The following is a 13,262-nucleotide window of genomic DNA, read 5'->3' on the forward strand; positions in this document are numbered from 1 at the left end:
GCTATCAATATCCGGGGTCAATAGTTTCCATTTGTTGCTCGCTTGACACGCTTTCAAAGCTAACATCTTCCGCATCAATCAACTGTTTGTTTGCGTAATTGTCGGTCAATATTTCACGCTGTGAAGTTTCGTCACCCTCGTAGTCATTGGTGATGGCATTTTGCATTTCTACGGACAAATAGCCATATTTACTCAGTAAATTACGGATAACGGTTTTTTGTGCCATTCCGTGAAAGTTACCCATCCAACCAACCTTGTTGCTATCGGGAGAAACGGGCAAATTAGCCAAATTCAGCAACTTTTCAACCGTTACATCCTTATCGCTTGTGATGGCTTTACTGTATCGCTTTGCATGGTTTGCCATTTGCTCCACTGTCATGTACAAAGTCTTGCTAAAGCCGTTCATAAGTTCAAAGTAACAGAAATAGCCTATCACCTTATCGCTTTTCCTTTCACCGTCAAAGGCTATTTCCCCAGTCAGTTTGTTTACCTTGCGCAACTCACCATCATACACCACATCCGCATTGATGGTACGGTATTGTCCCGTGCGCATGGCAAGCTGAATATAACCCTTATAGCCCATTTGAAAAGTCGGCTCATACACTTTAATCCAGTTGCCCTTTTCATCCTTTTTGGAGTTTTTGAACGGGATAATGAAAGCATAGCCCAAAGCCTTGTTTATTGGCAAATGTAACGTGGCAGCTTTGAGTGCTTCCATTACCACCTGTTTAGGATTACAGAGTTGCAGATTGCTATCTCCGTTGTATAGGTCAATTACAGAGGCTACGAATGTTGCCGAATTTTTACCAAGCGCATTTTTGAATTGTTCTTGTACGCTTTCGGCATTCATCATGCTTTTAAGAATATCTACAGGCTTTCTTTGAGTAGCTACCTGCCCACCATTTGCAGCCTGTTGTATGGTTGTAGTCGCTTGCTGTGTCATAATCGCAATTATTTAATGGTTAGTTCTTTGTCCGTAGTTACCACCAGCCGGATAATCTGACTGAGTGATGGGATTATTTGATTCACGCTTTCCGCATTATCAACGAAAATCGGTGCAGATACCCCCTTTGCCGTGCAAATGGCATTGATTATATCTATTCCGGCATTGATTTGTCCGGCATTGTTCACGTCAAGGAAAGGTGTACCGTTCACAGTGCATACACACGTAAGTTTTTCGCCTCCGTTCAGTTGTTCGTTCACAAAGGAGAATGATACATATCTGAACATTCCGTTAATGCGTTTCAACAGCTCCGCATCCTTATCCTTTTGGAATTGGAGTGCCGTAAACTCCCATTTTTCAAGGTCTGCCAACTTTTGATTGTTGGCAATGCGCTTTTCTTCCAAAGAAGCGATTTCCTTTTCAGCCCTGCCGATTTGTTCACGGTTTGCCAAACGCTTATATAAACCTTGCACGGCTTCATTCAAAGTTCTTTTCTCCGATTGCAGTTCCGACACGTCCACAATCTTTGCATCCACTTTGAGCTGATTTTCAAGTTCTACAATCTCGTTCTTGATGTCAATGCAAGTTCGGTCGGATGCTATCATTGCTTCCACGTTTTGCGCCTCGGGGATAGAAGCCTTTGCTTGTTGAATATCGGCATTGATACGCTCTATCTTTTGTTCCAGCTCCTCGATTTCGGCATTGGTACGGTCTTTAAGCCCTTGCATTTCTTCAAGCCGTTGCTTTTTAGCCATGCCAGCCTCTTTATTCGCTTTCAGACGTGCCGCCTTATTAGCGTTAAAGTTGGCTTGCATTTCACGCTGCTTGGCTTCTATATCCTCAATTTCCAAAGGACGTTTGCAAGTGGGGCAAATAAATTCACCCTCATTATAGGTAAGTTCCTCCTTGCTGATAAATGAAAATTCACCACGCAATGCGGACAATTTGGTATTAAGCTTTTCTATCTCAATATCCATAGCCGCAACCGATTGCCTTTTTCTGTCTAAAGAGGCTTTTTCAGTACGCAACGAATATTCCAATTCGTTCAGCTTCAAAGATGCCTCATTGCGCCCTTTGTTAGCTTCTGTAGCGATTTCATTCATTCTACTATTGAGTTGTAGGCGTTTTTCACCTATTTGCTTTTGGATAAAAGCCTTACGTTGATATTCCTGCTCATTCAGCTTTGATTTGTCGGCAATTTGTTCCTCTATCTGCTGAATACGGGCATTTTTATCCTCAATCTCACTATCAATGGCTACCCAATCCTCTTCCTCCGGCATAAGTTTACGAGCCGTTTCTATCTGAGAGGGAATAACTGACAATTCATCTTTGCAAGCCTTTTTCTTGGCGGCTACCTCTTTGGCGTATTGGGCGATGCTCCTGCCGGACAACTGAGCCAGCAACTCCAAATATTCGGGCTTGGTCTGCGCTACGTCTTGGTCGGTAAGCGTTCCTACCATATCCAAAAGGATTTCTTTTTGCGCTTCCGGCTTCATTGATGTAAAGTAGAAAGGGTTGGTTATCATTCGGAAAACATCTTCCGGGATGATGGCAGCTACTTCACTATCATACTCCTTTTTGGTAGCCAACTTAACACCGTTCAAATAGAACTCTGTTGCATGATTCTTTAGGCTTTCTTCCGTAGTTCCACGTGGCTTGACCCAGTTTTCCACATAGCAGCGTTGCAGTGTTACCGTCTTGCCATCCACTGATAGTACACCAGTAACGGAGTGTTCAAGGTGCAAAATAGGCTTGCCGTCCGAATCCAACGTTTTAATGTTGAAATTACTATCCGACCGTCCCGTACTGTCTTTTCCAAAAAGAAGCCAAAGGAATGAATCGAACACAGTTGTTTTGCCCGTACCATTTTCTCCAGCAACCAGCGTTTCCGCATCGGAGAAACCGATATTTAGGCTTCTGATTCCCTTAAAATTCACAAGGGATAATGATTTTAATTTGATTGTTCGCATATCACTTATTAATTATAGAGTTGATTTTCTCTGATTTATCCACTGCCATAAGTTCGGCACGTGAATACAATACTTTGGAATGTATAGAGCTACCGCCACGGATAGTAGAAACTCTGCCGTCTTTTTGCCAGCGTTTCACCCGGCACTCTTGAAACAATCTGTATGCTTCACGTTGTGAAATGAGGTCTTTTGCCGGGATAGTCTGTTTTACATAGTTGGCAGCACCCAAAGAAGCCATTTCCATACAGAGATTCTTTAACTCGTATAGTTCCATCTGAATTGCCATAAGTCAGTCCTTTTTGTAGCGGTTCTTAAAATATTCTCTAACACTTACTATCCCATACTCATTGTCGGTATAGAAAACCCATGCCAGCCAAAAACAAGCCATAGTGGTAAAGAAGTGAAATGAGGCATTACAGAACAATGCCCCAGCAAGGGCAATAATGCCAAGAAGTAGCGTAACGCCACATTGGATAAGGTTTGCTAAAGTTTCTCCTTTCATCGGTGTTGCATTTGTTATTTGAAAAGATTGTTAGTCATAGCATACCGCATAAATTCAGCCATTGAATGTACTCCAACCTTTCGGAAACTGTTTTTTCTATGGTTGTTCACGGTATTTAAAGAGATAAACAGCTTTTCGGCTATTTCTGAATCGTTTTTCCCATCATAGAGCATTCGCATAACTTCTATTTGCCTATCGGACAACTTAGAGTTGAATTTAGGAGCGCAAATAACTTTATCATGTTTGCATTCTCCACGTAATGGACAACCTACAAACTCAAAATTAAAGTTCCAATTCTCATCTACATCAATCATGTTGTCATACAGACCGAAGTTGCATTTAATGAATCTACGCACCGCTATGAAATCCCGATACCTCTTGTTGTTTGAATTTTTAGAGTATATATCCATAAGCGCATCGTATGCTTCGGGATAAAACTCCCTCAGTATAGCCAAGAAAGCTTGGATAAAGTCGGTATCAGTTTCTTTCAACTGCCTTTCGGCTTCTCCGATAGGGCGCATAGTAACTTCACCCTCCGGGGTTGTGTAGAACTCTATAGCTTTCATTCTGTAACAGGAAATAAAATATCGGCTGGAACGCCCAGTTTATCACTAATCATCTTTTGTTTGAGGGCATCCGGCTTTTGTACGCCATGAATCCACATTCGTACCGTCTTGGTACTACACATACACAGAGCCGCTATTTCCTCCACGAACTCAGTTTTTGGAGCTTTTACAGCACTCCTTTCAGGCAATCCTTTGTAAATCTGAATAAAAGACTGATAGTCTTTTTGGGTTACTTTTTTCATTTTCTCTAATTTATATGTTCTACAAACACGCTTTTTGGCTATATTTGTAATGTCATTTATTTAATTACGCAACAAATATAGGCTATATATCCGAATATAACAAAACTTTTTGGATATATTTTCTATTAAAAATATTCCATTTATATGCAACGATTTGATTTAAAGAGTTTTAGAATTGATAGAAAACTTACTCAAAAGGAGTTAGCAGAGCTATTAATGTGCAAACAGAACTATATTTCAAATATAGAAAACGGAATTAAACCAATCTCAAAAGAGAAATTGGATATATTGCAGTCTAAATTCGGTGATATTTCAAAGTATTATTCGGATATATCACCAAAGCAAAATACGATATTAAAAGAAGTCACTCCCGAAGATTTCATGTTTGCTGGTGCTGACGCTTTTTCAAGACAAGTCGTAAAGATGATGAATGACAAGCTGATTGCACCTTATGGAATGTTAGTAGAAAAAGATAAGGAAATAGAACGGTTGAATAGATTGATAGGCAGATTGCAAAACGAAATAGAGGAACTTAAAAAGGGAAGTGCCCAAATGGAGAATCCTGCCGGATGTGCCAATGCCGTATAGTGTTTGGTTTAAAGCAAAGAAAGTATTGATATGGAAAAGTATTACAGAATGGTTATAAACCTCTACAAAGAAGTTCTTTTAATTAACCGGGTAAACCCCGATAGGGTATTAGATGCGCAAAGGGAAATATCCAACGCTATTACTACGGCTATAATAACCAATGAGCCTACAGGTGAATTGGAGTTGCTAAAATCCGATATAGAGAACTTGAAGAGCCATATATCGCAATGAATACCGTTATAAGCAAGCAAATAATGGAAAGGTTCTATAGTGCGCTGGATGCCATTATAGCCATGAAGAAAATAAGAGGAGTAAATACATACTGTAGGCTCAACAACATAGATAGAAGAAATTTTATTGCGCAAAGAAAAGACTTGGAGCGTGGATGGTTTCAATTATCTTGGTTGTATCCTATGGTTAAGGAGTATGGAGTAAGTGCCAAATGGCTGCTTACTGGATTTGGAAGAATGTTTGAAGAACAAAAATAGCCCCACGCAAACATTATTAGTCTGCATGGGGCTATTTCTTACAAATATTCCATATCACAAATTAGCAAGCCATTTCTTGCCAGATTTTGTTCTTAGCCAAATCATAAATGCACCCGTCACAACTATTCCAACGGTAAAGATAGCTCCTAACATTTCCATATCTATTATTTTAAAATTGTATTTCCTACTTTAGCAAGCATTATAGTCCAAACACTCCCTGCTGTCAAAACATACCAGTTTATACCAGCTTCCACATTGGCATATATCGGAGTTATTCCACCAAGAACCAAACCCGCAAATGTGAGCTGCGCCAAGTTAAAAAAGAATCCAGCAAGTTTTTCACGCCTCACTTTATCTTTCTCCTTGACTTCTTTCTTAGCTTCTTGTTGTACGCTCCAATTACCCATATAAACTACTATTTTCTACAAAGGTACAAAATCCCCGCTTATTTGGAAACAAAAACCTATATATTTTTGATACGTCATTATAAATATAACACTGCAAGACTATTTTTATAACAAATAATACACTATATTTGCTGCTGAATTAAAATATCACTAAATAGCATTGGCTATTGTTGTAGGGATTAAGAAAACGACCAAATTTCAGAAACAGCCCTCAGACAATTTGCTAATGCCTGCGCTTTGCGTGGGCATTACTCTTGTATGGGCTGTTAGGTGCTTGGTCGTACCTCTTAATCCTCGGAGTAATCCCACGCTTTCGTGTGTATTACAGTAGCTTGCTAAGTACAACCGTTAAATACACACTTATGAAAACTTTGCTAATGCTTTGCCTGATAGCTTTGATAACAGGATGTAATAGCGACACTCCGCAACGTAAAGCTGAGAAACTAATAAATAGGTATTTGGAGAATAATTTAAAAGACCCTGATAGTTATGAGTGTATGGATATGGGGAAAATAGGAATAGTCACACCTATGTCTAAAGCATTAGTGGAAACCGTTAAAAGAGCAACGGATGGAGAGTTCCCAACAGATAGCATTAACTCAAAATTAGAACAAATCAAAGCTATGTTTGAAAACAAGGGTATAAATCCATACGATACTTTAGCTTGGGAGATTTCCCATAGATATAGAGCCAAAAACTCCTATGGGGGATATGCAATTACTAATTGCACTTATCATTTCAACAAAGATATATCGGACATAATTAGCGTAGAAACAAAATAGAATCTACCAAAGTAAAATTACGGCACTTCCATAAGTGCCTTTTTTTGTTCTTCCCCCACACCCCTATTTCATATATTTACTCTTAATTAACTATATAATATTATATATTAGTATATATTACCCCTTATAACTTGCATAAAATTTTGCCTAAGCAAAAATAGGCTTGTAAATCACTGAACTATAACAGCTTACAAATTTTGCTTAGGCAAACGAAAAAGGCTATATTTTTGCTTAGGCAAAATAACGCTTATAACACACTGTATTTCAATCATTTGCAAATTTTGCTTAGGCAAAACGCTATTTTTAGGCTTAAAAACAACTATTTATTTGATTATCAGAATATTATAATTTTTGCTTAGGCAAAATCATTTTGCTTAGGCAATTTGCTTAGGCAAAATCTGCAACTATCTGATTATCAGAGATAATACAGATTTAGAGGATAGATAAACACCTATTAAAATTTTGCCTAAGCAAAAATAGGCTTGTAAATCACTGAACTATAACAGCTTACAAATTTTGCTTAGGCAAAACACGCTTATTTTTGGGTATATACTTCTTTTCTGTTACATCATCCAAAGATAGCTTGACATAATCCAATACCTTACGGTTGGCAGCATCTATGCTGTCCCACGATTTCGCAATATAAATATCCGTCACTCTCATATTTTCGTCCACGTGGTTAAGAGCTGTGTGAACGGTGTATTTATCTACTCCGGCTTCATTGCTTGCAATGGTTGCCCATGTATGGCGTGCTGCGTAAAACTCCAAATCATCTATTCCCAAATCATCACCAATCTTTTTCAAACCCTTGTTAATTGCAGCCGTAAAGCTATCCACGCTTGAATACAGCTTGTAGAAATTAAAGACCCTTTGCCCGGTATGGTCTTTATATTTTTTCATAAGGGCTTTTAGTTCAGGCTCTATCCTCACAGATATTTCCGCTTTGTCGGCTCTCCGATTCTTTGTTTTTGTCCGTTGGTATGTAATTCGTCCTTTCTTCAAATCCGTACAAGTGTACAAATCTACCGCATTCATTCCGATTAGGCAGAAACTCAAAAGAAAGACATCCTTTGCGAGATTGTACCTGTTTGTCCCCGGTTGCATAATCAAAGAATAAGGCAGCTCCGAAAATTTACGAAGTAAATCCGTAGAAATAGCCCTTTTTCTTGTAACTGGAACTTTGGGAATTTCCACCCTCTTAAAAGGAGAATAGGGAATGCGTATCAGCCCGGCATCCTCATCGTTAAACTCTTTCTTTGCTCGGTTGTGTATGGCTCTTAGCTGGGATATATATAGGCTCTGTGCCCTTTCTCCGTGATTGGCTTCGGGTTTGGAACGTGCCGGATTCTCTTTTATCCACTTTATCCAATCATTGATAAACTTAACCGTGATTTCTTTTATGCTCACGCTATCCCTGCCAACAAAGCGTACAAGGTTGTTAATAGCTACTTGGTAAGAAAGCGCATTGCCTGTATGCCCGGTTTCCTTTAAGTGCAATATGTATTGACGGGCATAAGCCACTATATCCAAATCGAAGTGTTCCCCATTGTCGTTAGTGATTGCATCTACCACCTGCTCAACGGTCATGGATTTAAGCCGTTCCCCCATGCGGTCACAAATGGAACGGTATTTCTTTATCATATCATCGGTGGCATCTATGTACTTTTGGCTTTTCAATTTGAAAGTCGTGCGTGTCAAATCATCCTTTGTCACGTAGTAAGTGGTCGGGATGTACTTTTTCCTCTTTTGGTGTATAACCCTTATCTTTATATTATATGTGCCGTCAGCCCTTTTTTGGTGAGCGTACACCTCTGCTTTGAATGTAGCCATAATCTTTGTAGAACTATAGTAGAACTTTTATCCGCAAATATACCTATTTTTTGCTGTAAATGCTGTAAAAAAGAAGTCCACCCCGTAATGGAATGGACTTGAAAAGTAGCTCCGAGGGGAATCGAACCCCTATCTAAAATTTAGGAAATTCTTGTTCTATCCGTTGAACTACAGAGCCTTATGTAATAATTATCGTTATAACTTCCTTTTCTTATTTACTATAAATCTAAATTTTACTACCTTTGCATTGTTTGGAAGAACATACGTTTAGGAAACTTCTATTCTATCCGTTGAACTACAAGGCCGCTTCAAATTTGCTTGCAAAGATAACGGTTTCTGTCGATTTAACAAGAATAAAAATACAGGTTCCTTTCAGATATTTCAAATAATTGGCGTCAATAGGACAATAAAGTTCGATTTATTTTGATAATTCGATTAACTTTCCGACCTTTGCGCTCACAAATTGAAAGTAAAATCAGTTTTTAAATTAAATATAGTAATTAAAGTTATGGCAGACGAAATGATGGTTAAAGAATTGGAGGAAGTAGTAGTACGTTTCTCCGGCGACTCCGGCGACGGTATGCAGCTGGCCGGCAACATCTTCTCGAACGTGTCGGCTACGGTAGGAAATGACATCTGTACATTCCCCGACTACCCGGCAGACATCCGCGCCCCGCAAGGTTCACTGACCGGTGTTTCCGGTTTTCAGGTCCACATCGGTGCCGGACAGGTTTACACTCCCGGAGACCGTTGCCACGTATTAGTGGCTATGAATCCTTCCGCACTGAAAACACAAATCAAATTCTGTAAACCGCAAGGACTTATCATTACCGACTCCGACTCATTCGAAGCCAGAGATTTGGAAAAAGCACAATTCAAGACTGACAATCCTTTTGAGGAATTAGGCATAAAACAGGAAGTGCTGGAAGTTCCCATCTCTTCCATGTGTAAAGAGAGCCTGAAAGACTCCGGACTAGACAATAAATCAGCACTCCGTTGTAAGAACATGTTCGCACTCGGACTGGTTTGCTGGTTGTTCAACCGCAACCTTGCCGCTGCTGAAAAAATGTTGCGTGAGAAATTCGCCAAGAAACCCGAAATTGCAGAAGCTAATATTAAGGTATTGAACGATGGTTTCAACTATGGTGCCAACACACATGCTTCTGTCTCTACTTATAAAATTGAAAGTAAAGCTCCGAAATCAAAAGGACTTTATACAGATATCAACGGAAATAAAGCAACGGCTTATGGCTTGATTGCTGCTGCCGAGAAAGCAGGTCTGGAACTCTACCTGGGTTCTTATCCTATCACTCCGGCCACTGATATTCTGCACGAATTAGCTAAACATAAATCACTGGGAGTAAAAACCGTACAGTGCGAAGATGAAATCGCAGGTTGTGCTTCTGCCGTTGGTGCCGCTTTTGCCGGTGCTTTGGCTGTAACGACTACTTCCGGCCCCGGTATTTGTTTGAAAAGTGAGGCTATGAACCTTGCTGTAATTGGCGAACTTCCATTGGTGATTGTGAATGTGCAACGTGGCGGTCCGTCAACAGGTTTGCCTACTAAATCAGAACAGACAGACTTATTGCAGGCACTTTACGGACGCAATGGTGAAAGTCCGATGCCGGTGATTGCCGCAACTTCACCGACAAACTGTTTCGATGCCGCATACATGGCATGTAAGATTGCTCTGGAACACATGACTCCGGTTGTACTGCTGACAGATGCTTTCGTTGCTAACGGCTCGGCTGCCTGGAAACTTCCTAACTTAAACGAATATCCTGCCATCAATCCTCCATACGTGACTCCGGACATGGCTGGTAACTGGACTCCATACCAACGCAATGAAGAAACCGGTGCACGTTACTGGGCGATTCCGGGAACTGAAGGATTCATGCACCGCATCGGTGGTCTTGAAAAGAGCAATGAAACAGGTGCGATCTCTACCGAACCTGAAAACCATAATAAGATGGTTCATCTCCGCCAAGCTAAAGTGGATAAGATTGCAGACTATATCCCCGAACTCGAAGTACTGGGTGATGAAGATGCAGATTTACTGATTGTTGGTTGGGGCGGCACGTATGGTCATCTCCGTCTGGCTATGGACTTTATGCGCGATCATGGAAAGAAAGTGGCTTTCGCACACTTCCAGTACATCAACCCGCTGCCAAAGAATACAGCCGATGTATTGCGTAAATACAAGAAGATCGTAGTAGCTGAACAGAATTTGGGACAATTCGCAGGTTTTTTACGGATGAAGATACCCGGATTGAACATCAGCCAGTTCAACCAAGTGAAAGGACAACCTTTCGTTACGAGAGAATTGATAGATGCATTCACTAAATTATTGGAGGAATAAAAGATGAGCGATAAAGTATATACCGTACAAGATTATAAATCAGGCCAACCTCGCTGGTGTCCGGGATGCGGTGACCACGCTTTCCTGAACTCACTGCACAAAGCTATGGCCGAATTGGGAGTAGCTCCGCACAATATTGCCGTCATTTCCGGTATCGGTTGTTCTTCCCGCCTGCCCTACTATGTAAATACGTATGGCTTCCACACGATTCACGGACGTGCCGCTGCTGTTGCAACAGGTGCAAAAGTGGCCAACCCTGATTTGACAATCTGGCAAATTTCCGGTGACGGTGACGGTCTGGCAATTGGTGGTAACCACTTCATCCACGCATTACGCCGTAACATCGATTTGAATATGATCCTGCTGAACAACCGTATCTACGGTTTGACAAAGGGACAATATTCACCGACTTCGGAACGTGGACTTGTTACGAAATCATCTCCTTACGGTACCGTAGAAGATCCATTCCATCCGGCAGAACTTGCTTTTGGTGCCCGTGGACATTTCTTTGCACGTTGTATTGCAGTAGACGGTGCCGCTTCTGTAGAGGTATTGAAAGCTGCTGCTAATCACAAAGGCGCCTCTGTTGTAGAAGTTCTGCAAAACTGCGTGATCTTCAACGATGGCACTCATGCTTCTGTAGCCACCAAAGAAGGACGTGCCAAGAACGCTATCTATCTGGAACATAGCAAACCCATGTTGTTTGGTGAAAACAAGGAATTCGGATTGATGCAGGAAGGTTTCGGACTGAAAGTGGTGAAACTTGGTGAAAATGGTATCACAGAAAAAGATATTCTTATTCACGATGCCCACTGCCAAGATAATACGCTTCAGTTGAAACTAGCGTTAATGGAAGGTCCTGATTTCCCGATTGCACTCGGTGTGATCCGCGATGTAGATGCTCCAACCTACAATGATGCTGTAATTGGACAGATTGAAGAAATCAAAGGCAAGAAGAAATATCATAATTTCCAGGAGCTGTTGATGACGAATGATACTTGGGAAGTGAAGTAATTCACTGCTCATCAATAATAAAAGAGCTGGAGGAAGGATAAAACATCCCTTTCTCCAGCTTTCATTATAAATACACCTCAAGCTTGCTTAAAGGTCATCTTCAGTCATCCCACAGCATGCTGGACGTCACCCCACAAGCCGTGGTTTGTTTCATACCATGAAACCATTTGTTGTACTAAATCCCGCATACGTAATAGCTAAAGTTTAGTTTTCTGTATGCGGGATTTAGTATAACAAAGTGTATACCTATAAGAAAGCATACTTTTGTTAAAATCTAGTGTATAACCACCTTTTATACAAAGGTTACGACATTAAGGTTGGCTATTACGGAGATAAGGAAATTGATTTTATCGGAGAAAAGAATGGAGAAAAACTATACATACAGGTCGCTTAAAAAATAGATGGCGACACAGCAGAAAGAGAATTTGGAAACTTACTAAAGATACAGGACAACTATCCCAAAATAGTGGTAACAGAAGATACATTCAGCGGAAATAGCTATGAGGGCATACGTCATTGTCCTATACGCCAGTTCTTAATGGAGTAAACCATACGATATACGAAAAATAAATGCAGTACACCATTAGGTTACCACGAGCAATCAAATCGCCTTTGGTGTGCTGCATTTACATTTGAGTCAAGTCATCTATAATACCATGGGGGTTGCTACAAGACAGGCGGCAATGTCCATTGTTAGTTAGTAATAGACAGCTCGGTTACCTTATACGGATGCTTTACTGCTGCATGGGCAGCTTTCTGGGCAACAGCTTTCCTCGCCTCATCCAACCCTTCCGGGGCATAAGGATTCCCGACTACATTGTGTTTGAAGATGCGTTCGAACCAGGTACAGGCAGCGGTATAACGCCCAATCTTCACATCCAGATGATAGCCGTCCCGATTCAGATGGTCGCCGATGAAAGAGGTGCGCGCATTTTGTATGGCAGTGCCCGAAGGGATGACAATCTTTATCTTATTCACCTTAGCCGCTTTCTTCACAGCATCGGCAATTGCCTGATACATGGTCAGTTGATTGCAGTTGTAGTTTTTAAATCCACTATGCTTGGAAGTAGACGCATACGCCCAGGTTTGGTGCAGCATCAGCTTTGTTTTCTTTGGAAGGCGTGCTTTTACATATTCTATGAGCTCGGGAAGAGAGGCTTCCATACGTCTCATACATTCCCGAAAAGGACTTGCCTGTTGCAGGCTGACGTAATCCCAGTCTTCATCTGCGAGCACCGCTTCCAAAGACATCTTGCCCTTTTCCCCTTTCTTTCCATGCGTACCGATTTTCCGGTAGGCATAGGCAGGAGCATTTTCACGGGCATTTTTCACATGACGTTCTAGAGAACAGCCGCCAATAAACATATTGCCGATTATGGTTGAAATGCCTTCGGCTTCGGCAAGTTCATGCAGATATTGCTCCACGGCATCCTGAGAGAAACTGTTGCCGATAGCAAGTATCCTGACCGTTTTTTGCTGCGCATACACTCCTCCGGCAAGAAGGAGCAGTATGCACATACAAATCACTACAATCTTATATTTCTTCATCACATTCAAATATAGCTAAACTT

14 protein-coding genes, 1 tRNA gene and 1 pseudogene are annotated in these 13,262 nt (G+C 40.9%); 6 read left to right on the plus strand and 10 right to left on the minus strand.

The annotated features are described in order from the left end of the window. Positions 1–4: 4 nt before the first annotated feature. Genes NXX38_RS04355 through NXX38_RS04380 form a run of 6 tightly spaced genes read right to left on the minus strand, consistent with a single transcriptional unit; the run spans position 5 to position 4,223 of the window. Positions 5–943 carry a recombinase RecT gene (locus NXX38_RS04355; RefSeq protein ID WP_005655476.1) on the minus strand — a complete coding sequence of 313 codons (939 nt, stop codon included), beginning with the start codon at positions 941–943 and terminating at the stop codon, positions 5–7. A gap of 8 nt (positions 944–951) precedes the next feature. Further along, the gene (locus tag NXX38_RS04360) at positions 952–2,913 is read right to left on the minus strand and encodes a hypothetical protein (RefSeq protein ID WP_061437378.1); all 1,962 of its coding nucleotides are present in this window, start codon (positions 2,911–2,913) and stop codon (positions 952–954) included. Position 2,914: 1 nt separating this feature from the next. Then, positions 2,915–3,199: a hypothetical protein gene (locus NXX38_RS04365; protein ID WP_005655479.1), complete on the minus strand. Its 285-nt coding sequence runs from the start codon at positions 3,197–3,199 to the stop codon at positions 2,915–2,917. Positions 3,200–3,202: 3 nt separating this feature from the next. Then, a complete protein-coding gene (locus tag NXX38_RS04370; RefSeq protein WP_005655481.1) occupies positions 3,203–3,415 on the minus strand; it encodes a hypothetical protein in 213 nt (70 codons plus the stop codon). Between the two features lie 14 nt (positions 3,416–3,429). Then, a complete protein-coding gene (locus NXX38_RS04375; protein WP_005655483.1) occupies positions 3,430–3,981 on the minus strand; it encodes a helix-turn-helix transcriptional regulator in 552 nt (183 codons plus the stop codon). Then, entirely contained in the window at positions 3,978–4,223 is a 246-nt protein-coding gene (locus tag NXX38_RS04380; protein ID WP_005655486.1) for a hypothetical protein, read from the minus strand. The genes NXX38_RS04375 and NXX38_RS04380 overlap by 4 nt, the downstream gene beginning before the upstream one ends. A gap of 144 nt (positions 4,224–4,367) precedes the next feature. Between NXX38_RS04380 and NXX38_RS04385 the strand changes: the two genes are divergently transcribed. Together NXX38_RS04385 and NXX38_RS04390 are read left to right on the plus strand one after the other, a co-directional pair. Then, positions 4,368–4,811 (plus strand): helix-turn-helix transcriptional regulator, encoded by a 444-nt coding sequence (locus tag NXX38_RS04385; protein WP_005655487.1) that lies wholly within the window; start codon positions 4,368–4,370, stop codon positions 4,809–4,811. Between the two features lie 254 nt (positions 4,812–5,065). Next, positions 5,066–5,299 (plus strand): hypothetical protein, encoded by a 234-nt coding sequence (locus tag NXX38_RS04390; protein ID WP_005650572.1) that lies wholly within the window; start codon positions 5,066–5,068, stop codon positions 5,297–5,299. Positions 5,300–5,463: 164 nt separating this feature from the next. Here the strand turns inward: NXX38_RS04390 and NXX38_RS04395 are convergent, their stop codons facing one another. After that, positions 5,464–5,706, minus strand: a complete 243-nt coding sequence (locus tag NXX38_RS04395; protein ID WP_005655492.1) for a hypothetical protein — start codon at positions 5,704–5,706, stop codon at positions 5,464–5,466. 362 nt (positions 5,707–6,068) lie between these two features. On the opposite strand from NXX38_RS04395, the gene NXX38_RS04400 reads away from it, so the two are divergent. Then, positions 6,069–6,488, plus strand: a complete 420-nt coding sequence (locus NXX38_RS04400; RefSeq protein WP_008642475.1) for a hypothetical protein — start codon at positions 6,069–6,071, stop codon at positions 6,486–6,488. Positions 6,489–6,995: 507 nt separating this feature from the next. On the opposite strand, the gene NXX38_RS04405 is transcribed toward NXX38_RS04400, so the two are convergent. Together NXX38_RS04405 and NXX38_RS04410 are read right to left on the minus strand one after the other, a co-directional pair. Beyond that, on the minus strand, positions 6,996–8,318 hold the full coding sequence (locus tag NXX38_RS04405; protein WP_032592285.1) for a phage integrase SAM-like domain-containing protein: 1,323 nt from the start codon (positions 8,316–8,318) through the stop codon (positions 6,996–6,998). Between the two features lie 106 nt (positions 8,319–8,424). Next, positions 8,425–8,496, minus strand: a tRNA-Arg gene (locus NXX38_RS04410). Positions 8,497–8,826: 330 nt separating this feature from the next. Between NXX38_RS04410 and NXX38_RS04415 the strand changes: the two genes are divergently transcribed. The 3 genes and pseudogenes from NXX38_RS04415 to NXX38_RS26685 form a co-directional block, all read left to right on the plus strand. Continuing rightward, positions 8,827–10,677: a 2-oxoacid:acceptor oxidoreductase subunit alpha gene (locus NXX38_RS04415; protein WP_217720947.1), complete on the plus strand. Its 1,851-nt coding sequence runs from the start codon at positions 8,827–8,829 to the stop codon at positions 10,675–10,677. A gap of 3 nt (positions 10,678–10,680) precedes the next feature. Next, on the plus strand, positions 10,681–11,691 hold the full coding sequence (locus tag NXX38_RS04420) for a 2-oxoacid:ferredoxin oxidoreductase subunit beta (RefSeq protein WP_258978658.1): 1,011 nt from the start codon (positions 10,681–10,683) through the stop codon (positions 11,689–11,691). A gap of 271 nt (positions 11,692–11,962) precedes the next feature. After that, positions 11,963–12,238 (plus strand): annotated as a pseudogene (locus NXX38_RS26685) (ATPase); the annotation flags it as partial. Positions 12,239–12,384: 146 nt separating this feature from the next. Here the strand turns inward: NXX38_RS26685 and NXX38_RS04425 are convergent. Then, on the minus strand, positions 12,385–13,239 hold the full coding sequence (locus NXX38_RS04425) for a DUF4886 domain-containing protein (RefSeq protein WP_258978659.1): 855 nt from the start codon (positions 13,237–13,239) through the stop codon (positions 12,385–12,387). Positions 13,240–13,262 lie beyond the last annotated feature (23 nt).

Origin of the sequence: Bacteroides sp. BFG-637 (assembly GCF_024793605.1) — a bacterium.
GTDB classification, from domain to species: Bacteria; Bacteroidota; Bacteroidia; order Bacteroidales; family Bacteroidaceae; genus Bacteroides; species Bacteroides vicugnae.

Bases quoted from the DNA above. Each gene is read 5' to 3' on its own strand.
- NXX38_RS04390 (WP_005650572.1), top strand. From the start codon at position 5,066: ATGGAAAGGTTCTATAGTGCGCTGGATGCCATTATAGCCATGAAGAAA.
- NXX38_RS04385 (WP_005655487.1), top strand. From the start codon at position 4,368: ATGCAACGATTTGATTTAAAGAGTTTTAGAATTGATAGAAAACTTACT.
- NXX38_RS04405 (WP_032592285.1), bottom strand. From the start codon at position 8,318: ATGGCTACATTCAAAGCAGAGGTGTACGCTCACCAAAAAAGGGCTGAC.
- NXX38_RS04355 (WP_005655476.1), bottom strand. From the start codon at position 943: ATGACACAGCAAGCGACTACAACCATACAACAGGCTGCAAATGGTGGG.
- NXX38_RS04370 (WP_005655481.1), bottom strand. From the start codon at position 3,415: ATGAAAGGAGAAACTTTAGCAAACCTTATCCAATGTGGCGTTACGCTA.
- NXX38_RS04375 (WP_005655483.1), bottom strand. From the start codon at position 3,981: ATGAAAGCTATAGAGTTCTACACAACCCCGGAGGGTGAAGTTACTATG.
- NXX38_RS04360 (WP_061437378.1), bottom strand. From the start codon at position 2,913: ATGCGAACAATCAAATTAAAATCATTATCCCTTGTGAATTTTAAGGGA.
- NXX38_RS04380 (WP_005655486.1), bottom strand. From the start codon at position 4,223: ATGAAAAAAGTAACCCAAAAAGACTATCAGTCTTTTATTCAGATTTAC.
- NXX38_RS04400 (WP_008642475.1), top strand. From the start codon at position 6,069: ATGAAAACTTTGCTAATGCTTTGCCTGATAGCTTTGATAACAGGATGT.
- NXX38_RS04365 (WP_005655479.1), bottom strand. From the start codon at position 3,199: ATGGCAATTCAGATGGAACTATACGAGTTAAAGAATCTCTGTATGGAA.
- NXX38_RS04395 (WP_005655492.1), bottom strand. From the start codon at position 5,706: ATGGGTAATTGGAGCGTACAACAAGAAGCTAAGAAAGAAGTCAAGGAG.
- NXX38_RS04425 (WP_258978659.1), bottom strand. From the start codon at position 13,239: ATGAAGAAATATAAGATTGTAGTGATTTGTATGTGCATACTGCTCCTT.
- NXX38_RS04415 (WP_217720947.1), top strand. From the start codon at position 8,827: ATGGCAGACGAAATGATGGTTAAAGAATTGGAGGAAGTAGTAGTACGT.
- NXX38_RS04420 (WP_258978658.1), top strand. From the start codon at position 10,681: ATGAGCGATAAAGTATATACCGTACAAGATTATAAATCAGGCCAACCT.